The organism is Lysinibacillus sp. 38-6 (genome assembly GCF_046245175.1).
GTDB lineage: Bacteria > Bacillota > Bacilli > Bacillales_A > Planococcaceae > Lysinibacillus.
The window spans coordinates 2,066,668-2,089,667 of record NZ_CP176417.1 but is presented as its reverse complement, the minus strand read 5'-3'; the positions used below and the strand labels follow the sequence as shown (position 1 = coordinate 2,089,667).

Sequence of the window (23,000 nt, the reverse complement as noted above, 5' to 3'; positions counted from 1 at the left end):
AATTCGACATGCCAAAAATGAAAACTCACCGTGGAGCTGCGAAACGTTTCAAAAAAACGGGTTCAGGTAAATTAAAATATGACCGTGCTTACGGAAGCCACTTATTCGCAAACAAATCTACAAAACAAAAACGTCACCTACGTAAAGGTAAAGTTGTATCATCTGGTGACTTCAAACGCATCAAATCATTACTTGTTTACATGAAATGATTGACTACACAAAATAAACTAATATTCATTTTTTAATGAAAAGCAGGAGGTAATTCATATGCCACGCGTAAAAGGCGGAACAGTGACGCGCAAACGTCGTAAAAAAGTATTGAAATTAGCTAAAGGTTACTATGGTTCAAAACATACATTATATAAAGTTGCTAACCAAGCAGTAATGAAATCAGGTCAATATGCTTACCGTGACCGTCGTCAGAAAAAACGTGATTTCCGTAAATTATGGATCACTCGTATCAACGCAGCTGCTCGTATGAACGGTCTTTCATACAGCCGTTTAATGCACGGTTTAAAAGTTGCTGGTATCGAAGTTAACCGTAAAATGTTAGCTGACTTAGCTGTAACTGATGCTGCAGCATTCACTCAATTAGCAGAAGCTGCTAAAAAAGCAGTAGCAAAATAAAAAAGAGCGACTATGTCGCTCTTTTTTATTTCTGCCCCGAAAGCGAAGCGGCAGGGGCAAAAGAAGGTTTGAGCCCCGAAAGCGAAACGGCAGGGGCAAAAGAAGTTTCAGCCCAGAAAGCGTAAGCGACAGGGGCTAATAAAATAGTGTATAGTTAAGACTGATGGGATTTTGTCATCAGTCTTTTTACATAGGAGGTTATGTGAATGGTCCAAGCATTACTTGCCTATATGGCGATTGTGTCAGTCGTACTGCTCGTCATGATGGGCATGGATAAATCGCGTGCAAAAAAGCATGAATGGCGCATTGCGGAGCGGACGTTATTTACTTTAGCGATAGCAGGGGGTGCAGTTGGAGGCGTATTAGGCATGTATTTATTCCGTCATAAAACACGTCATAATAGTTTTGCATTCGGCTTCCCATTGCTTGCTGCTATTCAAATTTTTATACTTGTGCAATTATGGGGTAGCCCTTTATAGTAAGCATGAATTGTGTGAGAATTGTGTGAGTGCCTGGCACTTAAATGGCACGTAACACATCCTCATGTAGAGGATGTGTTACGCATAAGTTGTTCAATGGGTTGCTTCCAATTAATTTTAGCGTTAGGATAGTTAAATAAAATTTCTTGCTGTAGATACTCGAAGTCGCTTCTTGTAAATCCTTGTAAAGTGGCAGCATCACGAGCACCAACGAAAATTGTAACGACCTCAAATGCATCTTCGGTTGTACCTAAGTATTTTTCACCCTCAAAAAGTGCACCCTTAAAAGAAATAAAGAAATTCTTTCGAACATTTTTTACGTCATCGTAAAAGTAATAGTGGCCTTTTTCATATGCCTCATCGAGTTTTCGTTTAGGATCGGTTATATATCGAATCGCTTTATAGAATACATAAATAATAAGCGCAATCACAGCAAGTCGAATAAGTAACGGTAACATGATAAAATTCCCCCTTGAAGAAAGGTTATTCCTTCCTATACGATTGGGGGAGACATTTAGTTTCACTTTAAACAAAAAAATTTTAAAAAATGTAGGAGAAAAAAATGAACTTACAACAATTATTTACAATGCAAAAAGAACTAGATCAGTTTATTGAAAAAACACAAAAAATCGAACGTGATGTTTTTAAAGAGAAAGGCTTGGCATTAATGGTGGAGCTTGCAGAGCTTGCCAATGAAACGCGTTGCTTTAAGTTTTGGAGTACGAAAGGGCCTTCAGCACGTGAAGTGATTTTAGAAGAGTATGTAGACTCCATTCACTTTATATTATCGTTAGGTATTTTAAAAGGTTATACATCAATCGAAAAATGGCCAGTGATAGAGGAAAAACGTGACTTAACGGAAACATTTTTAATGACGCAAAACTATATCTTAACGTTTATTAGTGAACCATCAGAGCATAGTTATTCTGCTATATGGCAATGCTATGGGTTAATTGCGTATAATCTCGGTTTCACGTTTGAGGATGTTGTGTCCGCTTATATTGAAAAAAATGAAGAAAATTATAATCGCCAACGTAGCGGCTATTAATTTACTAGACGAAAGAGTAAAAAAAACACCAATTTTCAGACGATTCACTAGGAATATTTCGGTAAACGAAGTATAATAGAGGAGATACAAGATGTAGGAGGCAAAAGGATGACACAACTAGATTCAACTTTGCAAATGTTTAAAGATTTAACAGATGCGAATGGTATTGCAGGTAATGAACGTGCACCACGCGAGGTCATGAAAAAATACATCGCACCATACGCAGATTCAGTAGAAACAGACAACTTAGGTAGCGTTATTGCTAAAAAAGTGGGCGATGAAAATGGCCCTAAAATCGTCGTGGCAGGTCACTTAGATGAAGTTGGCTTTATGGTGACGCAAATCGATGATAAAGGATTTATCAAATTCCAAACAGTTGGTGGCTGGTGGAGCCAAGTAATGCTTGCGCAACGCGTAACAATTACAACACGCAAAGGTGAAGAAATCATTGGGGTAATCGGTTCAAAACCGCCTCACATTTTACCAGCAGATGTACGTAACAAAGTAGTAGACATTAAAGATATGTTTATCGATGTTGGTGCAGCTTCCAAAGAAGAAGTACTTGATTGGGGCGTACGTCCTGGTGACATGGTAACACCTTATTTCGAATTCAATGTGATGAAAAACGACAAATATCTATTAGCAAAAGCATGGGATAACCGTATTGGTTGTGCGATTGCCATTGATGTTATGAAAGCATTGAAAGATGAAAAACATCCAAACATCCTATATTCTGTAGGGAACGTACAAGAAGAAGTAGGTCTTCGTGGTGCGAAAACAGCGACACATAAAATTCAACCGGATATCGGTTTTGCTGTTGATGTAGGTGTTGCAGGAGATACGCCAGGCGTAACACCGAAAGAGTCAACTAGTAAAATGGGTGCAGGTCCACAAATCGTTGTTTATGATGCTTCGATGGTATCACACCGTGGTTTACGTGAATTTGTTTTAGATGTGGCGGATGAAAACAATATCCCATATCAATTTGAAGCAATGGCTGGTGGCGGTACAGATGCTGGCTCAATCCACGTAACGGCAAATGGTGTACCAGCTTTATCGATTGGTATTGCAACACGCTATATTCACTCACACGCAGGTATTTTACACCGTGATGACTACGATAACGCTGTGAAGCTAATGGTGGAAGTCATTAAAAAATTAGACCGCGATGCAGTAAATAAAATTACATTTGATTGATCGTTATAAAAAAAGTCTTCTAACTTAATGTTAGAAGGCTTTTTTTTTATGTTTTTGATCGAGGAAAGTGAGAAAATGTTGTAGTCTGAATTAAAAAACAATAATATTTTAGTGAAAATCAATGTTTATTTATTGTAAAACGATAAATTTTAGTTTACAATCAATTTGAAAATAAACCAATGAGGTGTTTTGATGAAAATAGCAACAACGTTGTTTTTAAAAATGGCGGTCATTTTTATGGCCATCCCAGTTTTAGCATTATGTATTTTTCTTGTGCCTGAATTAGGTAAGGTAGCAGTAGAACTAGTTCCATCGTTTCCGTCTTTAAAATATATCGTTTCGATTATTTATTATGCATCTTCCATTCCATTTTACTTTGCTTTGTATCAGGCTTTTCAACTGTTACGTTACATTGATCAAAACAAAGCATTCTCGGCATTGTCTGTCATATCTTTAAAAAGAATTAAATACTGTGCCATTATCATTAGTAGTTTACATGTACTAGCTTTGCCACTCTTCTACCTTTTTGCAGAGATGGATGATGCACCTGGTGTAATTTTTGTTGGCTTGCTTGTTCCTTTTGCATCGATGGTGATTGCTGTTTTTGCTGCGGTTCTTCAACGACTTTTACAAGAAGCGGTCGAAATAAAATCAGAAAATGATTTAGTCGTGTGAGGTTAAAAATATGACAATTATTATAAATATTGATGTGATGTTAGCAAAGCGAAAAATGAGCGTAACGGAATTATCAGAAAAGGTTGGCATAACAATGGCTAATCTTTCAATCTTAAAAAATGGGAAAGCAAAAGCCATACGATTTTCGACTTTAGAGGCAATTTGTAAAGCATTAGAATGTCAGCCGGGAGATATTATAGAATACCGACGTGATGAAACTGAACAAGATTGAATAGACTGTTGATGGAGCTTACCTTCGGGTAGGCTCTTTTTGATAAAGCAGTCATGAAATGGATCAACATCATGTTTCAGCCAATATGCTTGCAACAGTAGTAAAATGCATAAATATTCAAACGTACGTATTTTTGTCACAATCTACATATGAATTCTAACTTTTTAAAAATAACATAAAAATTCAGTTGATTTTATATTTATGCATGTGTATACTAAACTCAACAGTTACGAAAGCAAGGAGCGAAGGCTATGAAATTACTAGAAGAAGTACAGTTGAAGTTAGTGTCTAGCTTAAAAGGAAAAGACTTATTAACCCTGTTAGACTACACAAGTGAAGAAGTGCAACAGTTAGTTGCGCTAGCATCTCAACTGAAAATAATTACAAAAGAAGGTAAATGTCCGAAATTACTTGAAGGTAAAACACTCGGCATGATTTTTGAAAAACATTCAACGCGTACTCGTATTTCATTTGAAGTAGGCATGGAACAATTGGGCGGTAAAGGTATGTTTATGCATGCACGCGATTTACAAATTGGACGTGGTGAATCTATTTATGATACAGCACATGTGTTATCAGGTTATCTAGATGGCATTATGATTCGTGCAAACTCCCATGCAATGGTTAAAGAGTTAGCGGAGCACGCTACGATTCCTGTTATTAATGGTTTAACGGATATTTATCATCCTTGCCAAGCATTAGCCGATTTAGAAACAATCTTTGAACATAAAGGTGAATTACAAGGTTTGAAAATCGCTTATGTTGGAGATGGCAACAATGTAGCGCATTCGTTGGTAGTCGCTTCTGCACATGTAGGCATGAACGTAGCAGTCGCAACACCTGTTGGCTATGAATGTGATGCAGAGGTCATTGCTAAAGCACAAGCAATTGCTGCAACAAATGGCAGTACGATTACCATTACTAATGATCCTGTCACAGCAGTGCAAGATGCTGATGTCGTATATGCAGATGTTTGGACATCTATGGGGCAAGAAGAAGAAGCAGCGAAACGTCTACAAGATTTTGCTGGTTATCAAATTAATGACGAACTGGTTGCACATGCTAAGCCTGACTATATGTTTTTACATTGCTTACCAGCACATCGTGAAGAAGAAGTGGCAACATCTGTTATCGATGGCCCGAACTCCTTTATTTTTGAGCAAGCAGAAAATCGACTTCATGCGCAAAAAGCCGTGTTAGCTTCTATAATGGCTTAATTAAAGATGTAATATATGAAGCTCTTTATGAGATTCTTATATATAAAGTTCATATTGGCAACAGAGGGTGGCGATATGGATAGCTTTACAGTGGTATACAGACAGAGGGATGTAGGCCGCGCGCGATGTACGTTGTCAAGATGGATGACCTCATCGCTACATAGTGAAAGTAACCTGGGAGACGCTGGGTTGCTTTTTTTTATTGCCTGCGCCAGCATATAAAAAAACACGGCCTTTTCCATAAAGGAGAAGGCTGTGTTGATATAATTTACAAGGTGAAAATTTTTCCTGGGTTCATAATGTTATGTGGATCGAGTGCAGCTTTAATGCTTTTCATAACGACTAAAGAGGTTCCATGCTCAAGTGATTGATATTTCATTTTACCAATCCCCACGCCATGTTCACCTGTACATGTTCCGCCACGCAGCAACGCATACTGCACAATTTGCTCATTGAAACGGTCTGCTTGTGCCTGTTCTTGTACATCTGTCGGGTCTAGCATTAACAGGGTGTGGAAATTGCCGTCACCGACATGGCCAACAATACCACCAACTAGACCAATCGTATTTAGCTGCTCACGTGCATAAAGTATCGTTTCTGCCAATTTTGAAATCGGTACACAGACATCTGTCGACATCAATTTTTTACCTGGGTACGCATGAATATATGCGTAGGCTAAAGAATGTCGTGCCTCCCATAGCTGATTGCGCGCAGCATTGTTTTGTTCAAATTCGACCGTCGTACAGCCAAAATCCTCAAAAATTTCTGTAGCAAATGCAATATCTGCACGCATACCTGCGTCATTACCGTGGAATTCTAAAAACAATGTTGGCTTTTCAGCATAAGTTGTTTCATTATAACGATTTACTTGGGTAATCGATGCTTCATCGACAAGTTCGACACGACCGATGACAATGCCAGCCTGCAATAAAGCGGCCACTGCACTAACGGCATCGCCCACCGTGTTAAATACAGCACGGCCTGCAGTAACGAATTCTGGAATGCCATAAACTTGCAATGTCAGCTCTGTAAAACAACCTAATGTACCTTCTGAACCGACAAATAAGCCATTCAAATGATAACCCGATGAAGATTTCGCTGCTAAACTGCCAGTATGAATAACAGTACCATCCGCAAGAACAACCTCTAAATCTCGTACTTGATCACGCATAACACCATAACGTACAGCTGTTGTACCACTTGCATTCGTTGCTGCCATGCCACCAAGTGTTGCATCCGCTCCTGGATCTACCGTAAATTGTAATCCGTGTTTTTTTAATTCTTTATTTAATTGTGCCCGTGTTACCCCTGGTTGCACTTTTACTAATAAATCTTCTGGACGAATCTCTAAAATAGCATTCATTTCACAAAAATCAATAGAAATGCCGTTAGCAATCGGAATAGCATTTCCTTCTAAGCTAGAGCCAACACCAAATGGTACAACTGGTATAAGATTTGCATGGGCAATTTTCATAATTGCACTGACGTCTCCTGTAGACCGTGGGAAAACGACGATATCCGGTAAGGTCATCGCATGATGAGATTCATCTTTGCCATGTAGCTCTCGTACGGTGTCGTTTATCGACACCTGCTCTTCGGATAATACCTCTCTAAGTTGATTTACTATTAGCTCTACTGCAACAGTCATTCCAATCCCTCCCAAACTTTCTGATAAATCTAATTTATCATGCGATTCGAGGAATTGGAATGTACTGTTCCTAAAAATCTCAGTGTGCGAAAACTTTTTCTAGCTTTTGCACAAATGCATCTTGTTCCGCAGCCGTCGATTGTTGCCACCATTTTTCAAAAAATACACCGAGCCCTGGTAGTAAATGCTCTTCACCACGTGAAATAGCGTCTTGGACGATATCCTTAAATTCTGCTGCTGATTGACCGTGTACATTTGCCGTAATGGCATCTCTTATTTGAAAATTCATCTATTTCGCCTCCTTAGTGATAAGTTGTCCAGTGTTAGTAGAAATATGTATAAAAAACGAAAATTATCCTCGGTTTTTCTCTTTTTTTAGGCAGCTATTCATCCATATTGTGATGGAATTAGTAGCAATACGTCATTCGCTTACTTTGCTAGAGCACGCTAAGCTAATAATACCTAGGAATAATGGACTGTGCACAAGTCGTTAGGAAAGTACCAGTGACAATAGAAAAACCTAAAGAATTTCTTTCGCCAGAACAGCCATTTGAGGAAATATTAGAAAAGGTTCAGCCGATGATTACTGCCATATTATCGAAATGCCATATTTACAAAGACTTCGCGTATTATCGGCATATTGCAGCCATTGCTGTATGGCAAGCATACAAAAAAGCAGATCCAACGAAAGGGCAATTTAGTGCCTATATTTATACAACAGTGAAGGGAGAAATTTTGAAAGAACTGACGAAGGAAAGACAATTTCAGGACAATGTGACAGTAATGGCTGATGATACGTTAAATCGTATTCGATACGGTGGGGAGCAGGTGAGCCAACAGGAAGCGTCTATTCTATATGAAAAAATAATGGGGTTATTAAAAGAAGAAGAAAGAAGGCTTCTGCAACTTTTTTACGTTGAAGGCTATAGGTATGAAGAAATAGCTAAAGAACTACAACTATCTGTAGCGGCAGTAAAAAAACGACGGACAAGACTTATAAATAAAGTGCGCAGACTGCTAGGCCCTTAAACAAAATTACTACTAAAAGATAGTAAGAGTATGCTAATATCAAAATAAATTGAATATTAGCATACTTTACTTATTGCATACAAAGTCCAAGAAAAGTGCTATGATTTGTAAGAAGTCAAAGAAATATACAATTTTCAAGTAGTAATTAATAATAATTAGATATAAGTACCTATCTATTTTGATTGAGTATAGACTAGTATGGAGGGTTAGTAGTGGGAAACGCGCGAAATAATTTAATAGATAAAAAGGAACTATGGTATATGACGATACCATTGTTTCTATTTATTCCGCTTTTAGTTTTTAATAATCAGCTTATTACTTTATATATAGAAGAAAGTTTCGTGTATGTCAGTTTAATTATGGAAATTTTAATTGTCGTTTTCACAATGACGATTGCTATTCATTCCTGGTTAATATTTTCGCAGTTATTATTAAATCAAACCTTATACATAGGCAGTGTTTTCTTCCTTATCGCTTTGTTAGAAATCGCTAACATTGTGATGACAGCCCCACAAAACATAGATACAGCATTAACGAGCAGTTGGATCCAAATTCTTATGCGAGTCGCTTTAGTAATAGGGGTATTATTGATTATCGTCAAGCCAAGAAGAACGTTAACATTAGCACATCGTCGGTTAGCTTATGGTATTGCTCTCGGTTGTGTTGCGCTTATGCTTTTCATATTAAATAATGCACAGCCGTTGATGGAAGATGGTCATCAAACGATACAAAGCATTGTGCAATTAGTGACTGCGGCTTTACAAGCGGTATCCATTTATTTTTTAAGCAAACATTATAAGAAAGCGCCAAAACAAGTGATATGGCTAATAAGTGGCTCCGTTTATTTGCTTTTGAGTGATGTATTATTGGTTATGAGCAAAGACCTCAATGCAATATGGGTATTTACTGCGCTTTTTCACCAATTTTTTGCCTATTATATATTTTTAAAGGCTATCTACTATACCTCAGTCGAGAAGCCTTATCAGCAGCTGTTAAAAATTAAACAAGATTTAGAACAATCGCAACAAGAACTAACTTTTCAAGCTTATCATGATGACATTACACAACTGCCAAATGAGCGTCTTTTGTTAAAAACATTAAAGGAAGGATTGCATAAGAATGGGAAGCAACAGGCCATTATCTCAATTGAAATTGACCGACTTGCCACTATTAGTGATTCCTTAGGAATTAGTAATTCCAATAAGATGATGAAACTGATAGCGGATAGGATTCAAGCGATGCTGCCGCCGCATTATTTCGCGACTAAGTTACGAGAAAGCCAATTTGTTATCTACATTAATCATGTACAGAGCAAAGAAGAGCTTATCCAATTTTGCATGAATTTAAAAAGGACGATGGATAAACCATTGCAAGTACATCTTTTTTCACTTAAAGGCAATGTTAATATTGGCATTGCGTACAATGAAGAAAATTGTTCGGCTGAGCAATTTTTAATGCATGCACAGTTGGCAATGCGTGAAGCAAGTCAGATACCACAACGGTTTCTTTTTTATAAACAGCATATGTCAACCAGCGTAACAGAGCGCATTTTATTAGAGCAGGAATTACATATAGCACTTGACCAACAACAATTTTATTTAGATTACCAACCACAAATTAATTTAAGAACTGGAAAAATAGAGTCTGTTGAGGCACTTGTGCGCTGGCAACATCCAGTTCGTGGCTATGTGCCACCAGATACATTTATTGATATTGCTGAGGAGTCTGGGCTCATTATTCCGCTCGGTAAGTGGATTTTAGAAAAGGCATGTATGCAAGCGAAGGAATGGGAGGCGCAAGGTTTACCGAAAATGAAAGTAGCGGTGAATTTATCGCTCGGGCAGTTATTCCAGCAAGATTTGGTGCAAATGGTAAAGGAGATTTTACAGCAAAGTAATCTCGAGCCTCGTTATCTTCAATTGGAAATAACGGAAAGTATGACAATGAATATTGATCAAATGACGCAGTTGCTGCATGAATTGAAGGCGCTTGGCATACAAATAGCTGTCGATGATTTTGGGACAGGCTACTCATCATTATCCTATTTAAAAGACTTTCCAATTGACTGTTTAAAAATTGATCGCGCTTTTGTCCACAATATTCAGCATGATCCTAATGATGAAGCGCTCGTTTCCATGATTCTTTCCATGGCTAAGCACTTGCGTCTAAAAGTCGTGGCTGAAGGAATCGAAGAAGTGGCACAACTCGCTTTCCTCATTGCAGGTGATTGCGATTATATACAAGGTTATTTATTTAGTAAGCCGATTTCGGCTGAGCAGTTTACTGTGACATTTACAGATTTACATATGCATGCGAATCAAATATTAGAGCAGTTCAAATATGGAGAGGAATTTAGTATTTAATTGTAAAAAAATCCGCTTGGACTTTAATAGGGACAGCAACTGTTGCTCAACCTACAATAAAGTACAATGCGGATTTTTTTACTAAAGCAATTTAATGCACGAGGTATTCTTCTTTTAGCTCGGAAATAGCGACTTCAGACCGTTCCTCATGTGAGCGTCGTAAATGAACCGTTGCCGTTTGGCCATCATCATGCAGCTTGTCGATCCATATCGAAACTCCATTGTAGCTCACTTCGTATTCCTTTGGAGAGGCAACTATTTCTTGTGCGCGTAGATACTCCAATCGAAGGCCCCCTTATTTTTTCTTCTGGTTTTTCGCTACGGCATTAATTAACTCCGTAAACTCTTGGGAAAACTCTTCTTTTACTTTGTTTGGTGCAATTTTTTGATTTTTTGGTGTCTGTGGTAGCGAACCTTTGTTATTGCTTTGTCCTTGCTTATTATCTCTTCCCATGTGTACATTCTCCTTTCGTTTTTGATATTTCTTAATATGGCTTGCAATTGCTTTTTTTATCATGGCAAAAGGCAGAATATCATATTAAAAAAAATGAAAGGCAAAAGGGGAAATTATAAAACAGAACGGAAAGGAAATAATAAGAGTAGGTATTATTTTATTATAGAAAAATCATTTGCTAACAGCGCCCAGTTTTGCGGGAATGGGAAACCTAAAGCCCAGTAGCTGACACCACGGAGCTGATATCGCTTTATTAGGTCGAATTTAGCTTGTGCACTTCTTGCATCTTCAAACCATACTTCATGATTTCTGGCTTGTTTATCAACATAGCGGAAATAAGGGGATTGTGCTGTTCGATCGTATTGAATAGTTGCCCCATACTGTTGTGCTCTATCTAAGGCTTCTTGCGGGCTAAATGTTTCCGCTTCTTGCCCTTTCACATGTGGAAGTAGCCAATCGCGTGCATAAATTTGAAAGCCTAAAAATATTTTAGTAGCAGGCATGACTGTTAGCGCATATTCGACAACCTTGGTCATTTCATTAATTGGGGAGATTGCCTGTGGAGGACCAAGGCGATAGCCCCATTCATACGTCATCAACACAACAAAATCCGCAATTTTTCCATGCGCTTCATAATCAAATGCTTCATATGCAGGGCCGGCTTTTGTTTTTGGAGGAAGTGCCGTCGATACTAAATAACCATTCGGGTGAAGGCGATCAACGGCTGATTGGAGAAATTGGTTGTAATGTTCCCGATCTGTTGGTAGGACATTTTCAAAGTCAATGTTTAGCACTTTATAGCCTTTCTCTTTCATCACCTTTAAGACATTATCTAGCACTTTTGCTGTTAATTGTGCGTTGGACAAAATTACATGTGCTAAGTTGGAGCCTGTTTCTGTAGAAGAAAAATTTGTAATGGTTAGCATTGGTATGATGTTTTGCGTCTGTGCTGCATCAATCATCGCTTGGTCATTAAGCGATTGCAATGACCCGTCCTCTTTTATCATATACGCAAAGGGGCTAAAGTAAGTAAGAAGGTCACCGATTGCATGGATTGACTGTATAGCTTCTTCAGACGGTTGGTACGAATACGCATTGACTTCAATACTAGGCTTTGCTCTAGGGATTATTAATTGTGTCCCGACATAAATCATATTTGGGTTTGTAATGTTGTTTGCTTCGATAATGGCTTGAACGGTTGTACGATAGTTGCTAGCGATTTGTGATAACGTTTCGCCAGCTTGTACAGTGTGCGTTACTGGAGGAATGATGAGTTGTGTTCCTGGTGTTAAAACATCCGGATTTGTTAGATGATTGACTTGAATAATCGCTTGCATTGGCACATTATATTGTCGGGCTATGGACGCTAATGTGTCACCTTTCTTGACGATATGCATTGTATAAGCGGAAGGAATAACAAGTGATTGTCCAATAATTAATTGATTTGGCTTAGCTAATGCATTTAATTGAATAATAGATTGCATAGGCACAGCATAGCGGTTCGCAATGTGCCAAAGTGTTTCACCAGCGCTTACTACATGTATTAACATTCGGTCTCCCCCTAATAAGTTTCATTAATGCATCATATGTAACAAAATATCTTTCTCATGATGAAATCTTGAATCATTTCCAATTCATATTTTTTTCTTGCTCGTGATACATAGTATAGTACATGCGCAGTGTATCAATTGAGAAAGGGGCTGTACGTTGAAGAAGGCAAAACTTACAGGAAGAATTGTTAGTCCAGGTGATCCAGATTACGACGAAGCGAGAACGAATAATAACTTAAGTCTACCGAAATTTCCGAGTAAAATTGTCTTTTGTCAAAAGACGAAAGATGTAGTCAATGCTTTAAAGTGGGTAAGGGAAAATAATGAAGATTTCCGACTACGGAGCGGACGACATAGCTATGAAAATTATTCGCTCGTTAATCACGGTATTGTTATTGATGTCAGTGAAATGAATGACATCACCGTTCATAACGAGGAGGGGACAGCTCGAATAGAGGCGGGTGCTAATCTCGGCCAGGTATACCGGGCATTGTGGGAACATGGCATGACCATCCCTGGTGGAACGGAGAGCAGTGTAGGGCTTGTTGGTTTAGCATTAGGTGGCGGCATAGGCATGCTTAGTCGACCATTTGGGCTTACGTGTGATCACTTGATTGAAATTGAAATGGTAGCGGCGAGTGGTCAGCAAGGAGCAGAGCTAATAAGAGCAAATCGCGAGATGAATAGCGATTTATTTTGGGCTAGCTGTGGTGGAGGGGGTGGCAATTTCGGCATTGTCACGGCCCTAACGTTCAAGCTGCAAGCAATAGCAGATGTGACGCTTTTCGCCATCGTATGGGAGTGGAATGATTTTGAGGTTGCCTTTGATGCTTGGCAAAAATGGGCGCCTTTTACGGATGAGCGCATCACTTCCCAAATAGAGTTGAAATCGAAGGAAGTGGGTGAAGTAGTCGTCCAAGGTATTTTTGTTGGTCCGCCTTCTGAACTAAAAAAGTTATTGCGGCCATTAAGGAAAAGTGGCACACCAACGGAAGTATGGCTAAAAGAGGTACCGTACATGAAAGCAGTGCGATTTTTTGATGTGCCAAGTGGCAATCAACCAGCCCTTCGTAAAAGATCAGGTTCTTTTATTGAAAAACCATTTCCGCACGTGGCTATTATGAGAATGAAACAATTTTTAGAAAATGCGCCTAATCGCAATGCGAGCATCTGGCAACAATCGCTTAGAGGTGCTGTTGGACAGATTGCATCAAATCGAACAGCCTTTTATTATAGAAATGCACTAATTGCCCAGGAATATATTACGTCATGGGAACATGCTGAAGAGGAAAAGCAAAATGTTCAGTGGGTGGAGGCGTTAAGACGAATGTTATCTCCATTTACAATGGGAGATTATGTGAATTTTCCTGATCAATCGATTGAAAATTGGCCTACTGCTTACTATGGCCGTAATTTCACAAGGTTAAGGGAAGTGAAAACGAAATACGATCCATACAATGTGTTTCGTTTCCCGCAAAGTATTCCAACGAATAGAAAGTGGTTATAGGTTTGCACTATGTGAATGGTAGAATGCATTTTTACAAGATGCATTCTACTTTTTTATTTGGTTTACGATTATTATTCCCTTGATAATTATTGGATGCACCGTCAAAATGGAGATATTACATATATTTCTAAAGGAGTCAATGCGATGATGGATGTTATTATACGTAATAATGTGAGAATAATAGGAAAAGGGAAGCAACCAATATTATTTGCGCACGGATTCGGTTGCGATCAAAATATGTGGCGTTATATAACTCCCGCATTTGAAGAGCACTATCAACTTATTTTATTCGATTATGTAGGTGCAGGTCATTCAAGACTGGACGCCTACCAATCTCAAAAATATCAGTCGCTGCATGGATACAAGCAGGATGTACTAGAAATTATTGAAGCGCTAGGGTTACAATCCGTTATTTTTATTGGTCATTCCATTAGTTCCATGATCGGTATGCTAGCATCGATTGAACGCCCGGATTATTTTGAAAAATTAATTATGATTGGCCCTTCACCACGTTATTTAAATGATGGAGATGGTTATGTAGGTGGATTTGAATTAAATGATATTAATGAAATACTCGATATGATGGAAATGAACTTTGCAGGCTGGGCTAGCTTTTTAGCACCTATTGCCATGAATGCGCCTGAATCACCACAACTTACAAACGAGCTTGAACAAACTTTTAAATCAGCGAATCCCGTGATTGCAAGAGAATTTGCCGAAGTAACATTTTTATCTGATCATCGCAGTGACTTAGCAAAAGCTAGTGTTCCCATTTTAATTATGCAATGTTCGGATGATAGTATCGTGCCGATAGAAGTTGGTGAATATTTACACCAGCATTTAAAAGCGAGTACTTTGCAATTAATGACAGCAAAAGGGCATTATCCGCATATTAGTCATCCAGAGGAAACAATCCAGTTAATTACACAATTTCTTTAAGGAAAAATGAAAGGATAATTTATAAGACATGGATAAACGATTGAACTATGCACCTTGTGGCTTTATCGCGATTACATATGATGGAGTCATTACTGAGGTGAATCAGACCTTTCTGGAGTGGATGGGTTATGAACGGGTGAATTTATTACACCAGCATATTGAATTTCTAATGTCTATGCCTAATAAGATGATTTTTCATTCTTATTTTTACCCGAACATCAATCTGAACGATCAGGTAGAAGAACTATTTATTAGTTTAAAGCATTGTACGGGTGAGGCCATTCCTTTTTTGTTAAACGGCAAAAAATATGGGTCAGGTGAGGTTGAATGTATTGATTGCATTTTAGTGCCGATGAAAAAGCGTGTTGATTATGAATTAGAATTACGTTCGGCTAAAAAGCAACTAGAGGCTGCTTATTTTGAGAAGGATCAGGCATTAGTTAAATTAGAGCAAATCCATTTAGAAATTGAGCAAAAACAACGTGAGCTACTCAATATAAACGCTACATTAGTTGAACTAGCCGTTACAGATAAGCTAACTGGTTTGAAAAACAGAAGATTTTTTCAAGAGCAACTAGAAGAGCAGTTTGCCTTTTTCCATCAAACGGCAAAACCTTTTTCACTATTCATTTTGGATATCGATCATTTCAAAAAGGTAAACGATACATTTGGGCATCAAGTAGGTGATGAGGTGCTCGCTCAATTGGCACAAATTTTAAGTGCACATGCTCGTCAAGAAGATGTAGTGGCGCGTTATGGTGGGGAAGAGTTCGTCGTTATTTTACCAGAGACAGGCGTTCATAATTCGCTAATGATTGCCGAACAATTACGACAAGCGATTGAAGTGGCGCAGTGGCCGACCGGAAAGATTACAATTAGTATCGGGATTGCGACGGTAACCGAAAAGGATAACGATGTGACAATTTTGAAAAAAGCGGATGAAGCTTTGTATGCATCCAAAGAAAACGGAAGAAACAAGGTCACTCATAGTGACACTCATAGTGACAGGCACGCAAACAATTCTGACAATTAGCTACAATTTACTGGACGATGTAATTTGCTGTTTTCTGCTGTATAATAATGAGCAGTAAATAGGAAAAAGGCGGTACGAATTACGATGAAGAGAATTGAATCTACGCAAAATGCGTTAGTGAAATATTGGAAAAAACTAGCGACTACACGAAAAGAGCGTGAACGTTCGGGTGAGTTTTTAGTTGAAGGCTTCCATTTAGTTGAAGAAGCGCTAAAAAATAATGAACAAGTGTTACAGCTGATTGTGCGTGAGGGTGTTGATTTACCGTTGCTTTGGCCAATCGATGATGTGGCGATGGTGGAAGTGACAGCGGCAGTAGCAAAGGAATTCGCTGAGACAGAAACGTCACAAGGCGTTTTTGCTGTATGCAAGCAGCTTACAGTTGAAGAAAATGTAATGGCTTCTTGGCGCAAAGTGCTGTTAATCGATGCTGTGCAAGATCCAGGGAATATTGGCACAATGATTCGAACAGCAGATGCTGCTGGTTTAGATGCCGTTATTCTTGGCAAGGGCTGTGCAGACTTATATAACCCGAAAACATTGCGTTCTGCACAAGGATCGCATTTCCATATTCCGGTGATCCGCGGGGATTTAGAGGAATGGATTGATATGCTGCAAGACAATGGCGTGCCTGTCTTTGGAACAGCACTGGATGAGGATGCTGTCGTATATCATGAAATACAACATACGGGTGCTTTTGCGATCATGATGGGCAATGAAGGCAGTGGCATTAATCCACAGTTATTAGCAATGACCGATCAAAATATCATTATTCCGATTTTGGGACAAGCAGAATCATTAAATGTCGCTGTTGCAACAGGTATTGTGTTGTACGGGTTTGTAAAATAAGATTGGTGTTACGTGCGTAAGACAGGTCAAAATCGCCGATAACAAGTCAGGATTCGCCGATAACACTGCATCCATCGCCGATAAATCAAGTCATATTGCAATAAGGAACAGATGCCCCTTGCTTTGAAGTGGCGTCATCATGTATAATCACATTTAAAATGTAATTATGTATAATGAAATGCTTTGACCAGGAAGTAGTAAAGATTGTGAATGGACGACAGGGAGCGATGGCCGGAGATTGAGAGCCAGCGCCGCACCAATGCAATTTTGAATTCATCCTGCGAGCAGCTACCGGGACCAGCAATCTGCTGTAAAGGTAAGCCGGCTTCAATCGAGTCGTTATGTCAATGAAGTGATTGTGCGAAATGAAGTGCGCAATAACTAGGGTGGTACCGCGAATATGTCCTCGTCCCTTTTTTGGGGCGAGGTTTTTTTGTGCCATTTTAAGTATACAGGCACTGATATGAACAAGGAGGTTTTACACATGGAAGAGCAATTAAAGCAGTTAGAGCAAGAAGCGTTAGCAAAAATTGAAGCCGCAGCAAATTTAAAAGGATTAAATGATGTGCGTGTCGCTTATTTAGGGAAAAAAGGGCCGATTACGGATTTACTAAAAGGCATGGGGAAATTATCGGCTGAGGAGCGTCCAAAAATGGGTGCTTTAGTGAACACGGTACGTGAAAATGTCACAGCGGTGCTTGAAGCAAAAGTAACTGTATTAGAAGAAGCGGCGATTGCTGAAAAATTAGCAAGTGAGTCGATTGATGTTACATTACCTGGTCGTGCTATTAAAGTAGGTAACCGTCACCCGTTAACACGTGTTATTGAAGAAATTGAAGATTTATTTGTCGGCATGGGTTACGAAATTGCAGAAGGTCCTGAAGTAGAAAAGGATTACTATAACTTTGAAGCGTTAAATTTACCAAAAGGCCACCCTGCACGTGATATGCAAGATTCGTTCTATATTTCCGAGGAAATATTATTACGTACACATACATCACCAGTACAGGCACGCACGATGGAAGCGAAACAAGGTGAATCGATTCGTATCATTTGTCCAGGGAAAGTATTCCGTCGTGATAATGATGATGCAACACACTCTCATCAATTCATGCAAATTGAAGGGTTAGTTATTGGCGAAAATATTCGTATGAGTGATCTGAAAGGAACATTAGATACATTAGCGAAAAAAATGTTCGGTGCTGATCGTGAAATTCGTTTACGTCCAAGTTTCTTCCCATTCACAGAGCCTTCTGTTGAAATGGACATTTCTTGCTTCAAATGCGGTGGTGCAGGCTGTAACGTATGTAAAGGCACAGGCTGGATTGAAATTTTAGGCGCAGGTATGGTACATCCGAATGTACTTGAAATGGCCGGTTATGATCCGAAGAAAGTTTCTGGTTTCGCATTTGGTATTGGTGCAGAACGTATCGCGATGTTGAAATATGGTGTCGACGATATTCGTCATTTCTATACAAGTGACACACGTTTCTTATCACAATTCGAGCGAACAGAGGCGTAAGGGGGACTATAAATGTTAGTATCATTAGAATGGTTAAAAGATTATGTAAGTACACAAGGTTTAGCGCCTGAAGAATTAGCAGAAAAAATTACACGCTCAGGTATCGAAGTAGACGCAGTAATTGACCGTGCAAGCGGTATGGATAAAATTGTTGTCGGCTATGTTGTATCAAAAGAGAAGCACCCTGAAGCCGATAAATTAAATATTTGCCAAGTCGATGTTGGCGAAGAAGAGCCACAACAAATTATTTGCGGAGCGCCAAACGTAGATGCTGGTCAAAAAGTCATCGTTGCGCGTCCTGGTGCACATTTACCAGGTGGTATTAAAATTAAAAAAGCAAAACTTCGTGGGCACGAGTCAAACGGCATGATTTGCTCATTACAAGAACTTGGCATTGAAGGTAAGTTAGTACCGAAAGCCTATGCAGAAGGTATTTATGTATTACCTGCAGAGGCACAAGTAGGGGCTGATGCACTAGCACTGTTAGGTCTTCGTGATACAGTGCTGGAGCTTGGTTTAACGCCAAACCGCTCCGATGCACTATCAATGTTAGGTGTAGCTTATGAAGTAGGTGCTATTCTTTCCGAGGAAATTAAGTACCCTGAAATCACTTATTCTACCTCTTCTGAAAAAGCGGAAGACTTGTTAAAACTTCGTGTGGAAGACTTACAAGCGAACCCAATGTACGTAGCGAAAGTTGTGAAAAACGTTAAAATTGCAGAATCTCCAATGTGGTTACAACATCGTTTAATGGCTGCTGGGGTACGTCCTCATAACAATGTTGTCGATGTGACGAACTATGTTTTAATGGAATACGGTCAACCACTTCATGCATTTGACTACGATAGCTTAGCTACAGGGGAAATCGTTGTTCGTAAAGCAACGGAAGGTGAAAAAATCACGACTTTAGATGATCAAGAGCGTACATTAAAAGCAAGTGATTTAGTCATTACTAATGGCAAAGAGCCAGTGGCAATTGCAGGTGTAATGGGTGGAGCAAATTCTGAAGTAACAGCATCGACAACGACTGTTGTTATTGAATCTGCTTATTTTGACGGCTTAACAGTGCGCCAAACTTCACGAAACCTAGGTCTTCGCTCTGATGCATCAGCTCGCTTTGAAAAAGGTGTTGATCCAAACCGAGTGGTTCCTGCAGCTGAACGTGCAGCCGCATTGCTTGCTGAATTAGCGGGTGGTGAAGTGTTAGAAGGCACTTGTATCGTAGATGAATTAGAGAAAGCACCAGCACGTGTTGTTGTTTCTCCAGATTTTATTAACGAACGTCTTGGTATGAAAATTTCACTAGAAGATATGCTGTCGATTTTAGAGCGTTTGAAATTTGGTGTAGAAGCAGCAAATGGCTTATTAATTATTGACGCTCCAACACGTCGTCAAGATATTAAAATTGAAGAAGATATTGTAGAAGAAATCGCGCGATTATATGGTTACGATGAAATTCCAATGACTTTACCAGAAGGTGCGAACCAAGTTGGACAATTAACATCTTACCAAGCGAATCGTCGTGTTGTGCGTAGCTTTATGGAAGGGGCAGGGCTATATCAAGCGGTCACTTATTCATTAACGTCTGATGCATTATCACAACGTTTTGCACTAAAAGCAGAGCCAGTAACTCGCTTATTAATGCCGATGAGTGAAGATCGTTCAACACTTCGTCAAAGCTTAATTCCACATTTAATTGAAGCGGCAGCCTATAATGTGGCACGTAAAGCAGATAGCGTAGCATTATATGAGGTTGGTTCTGTCTTCCTTGGTCAAACAGATGAGGGGCTACCGTTTGAAGAAGAGCATGTCGCTGCTGTGTTAACAGGTAAATGGTTAGATCATGCTTGGCAAGGGGAGAAAAAGGAAGTAGACTTCTTCGTACTTAAAGGTATTATTGAAGGTGTCATTGGCAAGCTTGGTTTAACAGAGCGCATTGCATTTGTGAAAACAGAAGTAGCGGGCCTACATCCTGGACGTACAGCTAGCATTTTATTAGATGGCGAACAAGTTGGTATTATCGGTGGTTTACACCCTGCTGAGCAAAAAACATGGGGTGTGAAAGATACGTACGTGATGGAAATGAACTTAGTTGCGTTACTACAAGCAAACGCAAATGAAGCACCACTTGGCTATAAACCAGTTCCTCGTTTCCCGGCTATGTCTCGTGATATCGCGCTTGTGATGGATCGTGCAACAGCAGCGGGTGAAGTAATTACTGCTATTCGTTCGGCTGGTGTCAAACTGTTAAAAGATATTAAAGTGTTCGATGTCTATGAAGGTGAAAAAATGGAAGCAGGTAAAAAATCGGTTGCCTTCTCATTAACATACTTCGATCCAGAACGCACGTTAACGGATGATGAAGTAGTTGCTGCACATAATAAAGTGCTAAAAGCAATTGCCACAATTGAAGGAACAGAAGTGCGTTAGTTTGTACTAATTTTAAATATTTACTGCGGTTGATTTCCGTTGCGGGCGGACGCTTTCCGCGGGCACACCGTAAGCCGCAACCCTCGCTAACGCGCGGATTGTTGCGTCTTACGCTGCGTGCTTTCCCGCAGGAGTCGCCGCCCTCCACTCCAATCAACTCAACATGTTAGCAGAGATATTTTATTTTATACTCTTCCACTAATAAAAAAGGACAAAAGGCATCCAGTTGAAATTCTGGATGCCTTTTGTCTCCCATTGAAGCTGTTTCGAATGAAACGAGACAGCTTTTACATTTATTTTAACTTCCGAGCTTTTTCCGTATTGGCAAAGTGCCATTTTGTGATGGAGCGTAAAAATTCCTCGCCTTGTCCACGCCATATGCGTGCAGCTAAGGCATCAACCTTGCTAGATGCGCCTTTTTGTAATTCTACGCCAGCAAGCTCACTCAGTCGATCCATTTCCTTTAAGAAAGCCGCACGTGCCAAAATGGAAGCGGTGGCGACTGCAACGTGCAATTGTTCGGCTTTCGTTGAAAAGAGCACGTCCTCTCTGATAACTTCACGCTCATTTTTTAAGTAATTGTAATAGACACCTCGTTCGGCAAACTGATCAATTAAAATGTGCGCAGGTTTCTCTGGAGCCATTTTAGTCAGTGTATGTCCAAGCGCTTTATTGTGCATCATCGCCTTCATTTTCCCTTGAGAATAGCCTTTTGCTTGTAATGCATTATATTTTTCATTGCGTAAGACGAGGACACTATGGGTGCAAGCTGCCCGTAAATCAGGTGCTATTTTGCGCATATAATCATCTGTCAGCATTTTCGAATCTTTCACGCCCAGCTCATTTATTAGTTCTATTTTTGAAGCGGGGACGTACACTGCTGCCACGGTAATCGGACCGAAATAATCGCCAGTCCCCGTTTCATCAGAACCAAGCACAGACATAGAAGCAAAGCCGTCAGGAAGCGTGTCCCCCTTTGCTCCAACAATAGAAGACTTTTGCGTAGTTGCTACCCCGGAGTTACCCCATCGTGCCGCTTCTCGCTCAGCGCCGCCCCCTTGAAACATACATTTTCCTGATTTGTACATCGTTATCGCTGTATCAGGCAGTTTTGCCGCGAACACCACACCGGGTGCTTTGCGCTCGACATAATAATTTGCGTAATAAGACATGACCTCTTTTTGCGCATTTGTTGAAATTAAAAGTACAATATTTGACATTTAACCGTTCCTTTCTATCCTCATTGTTCACAATTTTATACCTTTCATGGTATGATAATATATAGCTTTTTTGTGTGGATGGTGCTCATTACTACAAAATAGTGAGCAATAAGATTTTATTGGAGGGTGCGACTATGGAAAATCAAGAAAAGAACAAAATTTCTGTGGAAATATATGGTCATACATATAAAATGGTCGGCTCCGAATCCATTGGACATATGCGACTTGTCGCTTCTATTGTTGATGATCGTATGCGCGAAATGAATTTACATAATCCCTCACTTGATAGCACAAAGCTTGCCGTCCTTACAGCTGTAAATACGGTGCACGAATATTTACTCTTAAAAGAGCAAATAGAATTACTAGAAGAAGAATTGAAAAAATTAAAGGGTTGAAGTGAATGCTAGATTTAATCATATTAGTAGTTCTATTAGTTGGACTGCTAGTCGGGGCAAAACGCGGCTTCATTGTACAAATGATGCATATAGTCAGCTTTGTCGTTGCCCTCGTTGTTGCGTATATTTATTATAAGCCATTAGCACAGAAATTTGTGTTTTGGGTACCATATCCAGGTGTTACGGATTCGGGAAGCCTTGGGGTTGTCATTGACAGCTTGGATTTAGACCGGACGTTTTACCGCGTCATTGCCTTTGCGGTTATATTCTTTGCGGTGAAGATTTCATTGCAAATTGTGGCGTCTATTTTTGATTTTATTGCGTATTTACCAGTGTTAAATATGGTCAATCGTTGGCTTGGTGCTCTATTTGGCTTGATTGAAAATTATTTAATTTTATTTATTGTGTTGTATGTGTTGGCATTAGTACCGCTTGATTTGGTGCAAAATTTAATGTCGAAGTCGTTCTTATCAGGCCTCATGTTGGAACATACACCGATTATTACGAAGATGTTCCAAAAATGGTGGTATATTTATCTCCATGCTTCATAATAATGGGGATCTACGCATGGAAAATGGAATGTAGT

General features: G+C 39.4%; 25 protein-coding genes. 18 read left to right on the top strand and 7 right to left on the bottom strand.

Going from position 1 to position 23,000, the window contains the following annotated elements:
- Positions 1-8: 8 nt before the first annotated feature.
- The 3 genes from rpmI to ACKVEV_RS10880 all read left to right on the top strand — a co-directional run bounded on the left by rpmI (position 9) and on the right by ACKVEV_RS10880 (position 1,106).
- Positions 9-209, top strand: coding sequence for a 50S ribosomal protein L35 (gene rpmI / locus ACKVEV_RS10890; RefSeq protein WP_024363825.1), 201 nt, complete (start codon positions 9-11; stop codon positions 207-209).
- Between the two features lie 58 nt (positions 210-267).
- Positions 268-627, top strand: a complete 360-nt coding sequence (gene rplT, locus ACKVEV_RS10885) for a 50S ribosomal protein L20 (RefSeq protein ID WP_024363826.1) — start codon at positions 268-270, stop codon at positions 625-627.
- Between the two features lie 206 nt (positions 628-833).
- Positions 834-1,106, top strand: a complete 273-nt coding sequence (locus ACKVEV_RS10880) for a DUF1294 domain-containing protein (protein WP_409370384.1) — start codon at positions 834-836, stop codon at positions 1,104-1,106.
- 62 nt (positions 1,107-1,168) lie between these two features.
- Here the strand turns inward: ACKVEV_RS10880 and ACKVEV_RS10875 are convergent, their stop codons facing one another.
- Positions 1,169-1,564: a sigma-w pathway protein ysdB gene (locus ACKVEV_RS10875; protein ID WP_402920633.1), complete on the bottom strand. Its 396-nt coding sequence runs from the start codon at positions 1,562-1,564 to the stop codon at positions 1,169-1,171.
- Positions 1,565-1,668: 104 nt separating this feature from the next.
- On the opposite strand from ACKVEV_RS10875, the gene ACKVEV_RS10870 reads away from it, so the two are divergent.
- From ACKVEV_RS10870 to argF, 5 genes are all read left to right on the top strand, one after another.
- Complete coding sequence (locus ACKVEV_RS10870; RefSeq protein ID WP_409370383.1) at positions 1,669-2,154, top strand: dUTP diphosphatase; 486 nt, start codon at positions 1,669-1,671, stop codon at positions 2,152-2,154.
- 108 nt (positions 2,155-2,262) lie between these two features.
- The gene (locus tag ACKVEV_RS10865; protein ID WP_409370382.1) at positions 2,263-3,351 is read left to right on the top strand and encodes a M42 family metallopeptidase; all 1,089 of its coding nucleotides are present in this window, start codon (positions 2,263-2,265) and stop codon (positions 3,349-3,351) included.
- A 192-nt stretch (positions 3,352-3,543) separates the two neighbouring features.
- Positions 3,544-4,026 carry a DUF2975 domain-containing protein gene (locus tag ACKVEV_RS10860; protein ID WP_409370381.1) on the top strand — a complete coding sequence of 161 codons (483 nt, stop codon included), beginning with the start codon at positions 3,544-3,546 and terminating at the stop codon, positions 4,024-4,026.
- 10 nt (positions 4,027-4,036) lie between these two features.
- The gene (locus ACKVEV_RS10855; RefSeq protein WP_409370380.1) at positions 4,037-4,258 is read left to right on the top strand and encodes a helix-turn-helix domain-containing protein; all 222 of its coding nucleotides are present in this window, start codon (positions 4,037-4,039) and stop codon (positions 4,256-4,258) included.
- A 251-nt stretch (positions 4,259-4,509) separates the two neighbouring features.
- On the top strand, positions 4,510-5,475 hold the full coding sequence (gene argF / locus ACKVEV_RS10850) for an ornithine carbamoyltransferase (RefSeq protein ID WP_409370379.1): 966 nt from the start codon (positions 4,510-4,512) through the stop codon (positions 5,473-5,475).
- A gap of 268 nt (positions 5,476-5,743) precedes the next feature.
- Here argF and ACKVEV_RS10845 read toward each other — a convergent pair whose 3' ends face one another.
- Both ACKVEV_RS10845 and sspI read right to left on the bottom strand, forming a co-directional pair.
- Complete coding sequence (locus ACKVEV_RS10845) at positions 5,744-7,123, bottom strand: FAD-binding oxidoreductase (RefSeq protein WP_409370378.1); 1,380 nt, start codon at positions 7,121-7,123, stop codon at positions 5,744-5,746.
- 79 nt (positions 7,124-7,202) lie between these two features.
- On the bottom strand, positions 7,203-7,412 hold the full coding sequence (gene sspI, locus ACKVEV_RS10840; RefSeq protein ID WP_402920662.1) for a small acid-soluble spore protein SspI: 210 nt from the start codon (positions 7,410-7,412) through the stop codon (positions 7,203-7,205).
- A 215-nt stretch (positions 7,413-7,627) separates the two neighbouring features.
- On the opposite strand from sspI, the gene ACKVEV_RS10835 reads away from it, so the two are divergent.
- Together ACKVEV_RS10835 and ACKVEV_RS10830 are read left to right on the top strand one after the other, a co-directional pair.
- Positions 7,628-8,152, top strand: coding sequence for a sigma-70 family RNA polymerase sigma factor (locus tag ACKVEV_RS10835; protein WP_409370377.1), 525 nt, complete (start codon positions 7,628-7,630; stop codon positions 8,150-8,152).
- 212 nt (positions 8,153-8,364) lie between these two features.
- On the top strand, positions 8,365-10,515 hold the full coding sequence (locus tag ACKVEV_RS10830; RefSeq protein ID WP_409370376.1) for a putative bifunctional diguanylate cyclase/phosphodiesterase: 2,151 nt from the start codon (positions 8,365-8,367) through the stop codon (positions 10,513-10,515).
- A gap of 91 nt (positions 10,516-10,606) precedes the next feature.
- On the opposite strand, the gene ACKVEV_RS10825 is transcribed toward ACKVEV_RS10830, so the two are convergent.
- The 3 genes from ACKVEV_RS10825 to ACKVEV_RS10815 form a co-directional block, all read right to left on the bottom strand.
- Positions 10,607-10,798, bottom strand: coding sequence for a small, acid-soluble spore protein, H family (locus ACKVEV_RS10825; RefSeq protein ID WP_409370375.1), 192 nt, complete (start codon positions 10,796-10,798; stop codon positions 10,607-10,609).
- 12 nt (positions 10,799-10,810) lie between these two features.
- Complete coding sequence (locus ACKVEV_RS10820; protein ID WP_409370374.1) at positions 10,811-10,969, bottom strand: YfhD family protein; 159 nt, start codon at positions 10,967-10,969, stop codon at positions 10,811-10,813.
- 152 nt (positions 10,970-11,121) lie between these two features.
- The gene (locus ACKVEV_RS10815; RefSeq protein ID WP_409370373.1) at positions 11,122-12,519 is read right to left on the bottom strand and encodes a LysM peptidoglycan-binding domain-containing protein; all 1,398 of its coding nucleotides are present in this window, start codon (positions 12,517-12,519) and stop codon (positions 11,122-11,124) included.
- A 157-nt stretch (positions 12,520-12,676) separates the two neighbouring features.
- Here ACKVEV_RS10815 and ACKVEV_RS10810 point away from each other — a divergent pair, with 157 nt between their 5' ends.
- The 6 genes from ACKVEV_RS10810 (at position 12,677) to pheT (ending at position 20,799) form a co-directional block, all read left to right on the top strand.
- On the top strand, positions 12,677-14,026 hold the full coding sequence (locus ACKVEV_RS10810; RefSeq protein ID WP_409370372.1) for an FAD-binding oxidoreductase: 1,350 nt from the start codon (positions 12,677-12,679) through the stop codon (positions 14,024-14,026).
- Between the two features lie 144 nt (positions 14,027-14,170).
- Positions 14,171-14,965, top strand: coding sequence for an alpha/beta fold hydrolase (locus tag ACKVEV_RS10805; RefSeq protein ID WP_409370371.1), 795 nt, complete (start codon positions 14,171-14,173; stop codon positions 14,963-14,965).
- 28 nt (positions 14,966-14,993) lie between these two features.
- Entirely contained in the window at positions 14,994-15,998 is a 1,005-nt protein-coding gene (locus ACKVEV_RS10800; protein WP_409370370.1) for a sensor domain-containing diguanylate cyclase, read from the top strand.
- An 84-nt stretch (positions 15,999-16,082) separates the two neighbouring features.
- On the top strand, positions 16,083-16,847 hold the full coding sequence (locus tag ACKVEV_RS10795) for a TrmH family RNA methyltransferase (protein WP_409370369.1): 765 nt from the start codon (positions 16,083-16,085) through the stop codon (positions 16,845-16,847).
- A gap of 484 nt (positions 16,848-17,331) precedes the next feature.
- Positions 17,332-18,369: a phenylalanine--tRNA ligase subunit alpha gene (gene pheS / locus ACKVEV_RS10790; protein ID WP_409370368.1), complete on the top strand. Its 1,038-nt coding sequence runs from the start codon at positions 17,332-17,334 to the stop codon at positions 18,367-18,369.
- Positions 18,370-18,381: 12 nt separating this feature from the next.
- Positions 18,382-20,799, top strand: a complete 2,418-nt coding sequence (gene pheT, locus ACKVEV_RS10785) for a phenylalanine--tRNA ligase subunit beta (protein WP_409370367.1) — start codon at positions 18,382-18,384, stop codon at positions 20,797-20,799.
- Between the two features lie 293 nt (positions 20,800-21,092).
- Here pheT and rnhC read toward each other — a convergent pair whose 3' ends face one another.
- Entirely contained in the window at positions 21,093-22,019 is a 927-nt protein-coding gene (gene rnhC, locus ACKVEV_RS10780; RefSeq protein WP_409370366.1) for a ribonuclease HIII, read from the bottom strand.
- A 134-nt stretch (positions 22,020-22,153) separates the two neighbouring features.
- On the opposite strand from rnhC, the gene zapA reads away from it, so the two are divergent.
- Together zapA and ACKVEV_RS10770 are read left to right on the top strand one after the other, a co-directional pair.
- On the top strand, positions 22,154-22,414 hold the full coding sequence (zapA, locus tag ACKVEV_RS10775; RefSeq protein ID WP_402920695.1) for a cell division protein ZapA: 261 nt from the start codon (positions 22,154-22,156) through the stop codon (positions 22,412-22,414).
- A 5-nt stretch (positions 22,415-22,419) separates the two neighbouring features.
- On the top strand, positions 22,420-22,965 hold the full coding sequence (locus ACKVEV_RS10770) for a CvpA family protein (protein ID WP_409370365.1): 546 nt from the start codon (positions 22,420-22,422) through the stop codon (positions 22,963-22,965).
- Positions 22,966-23,000: the final 35 nt, after the last annotated feature.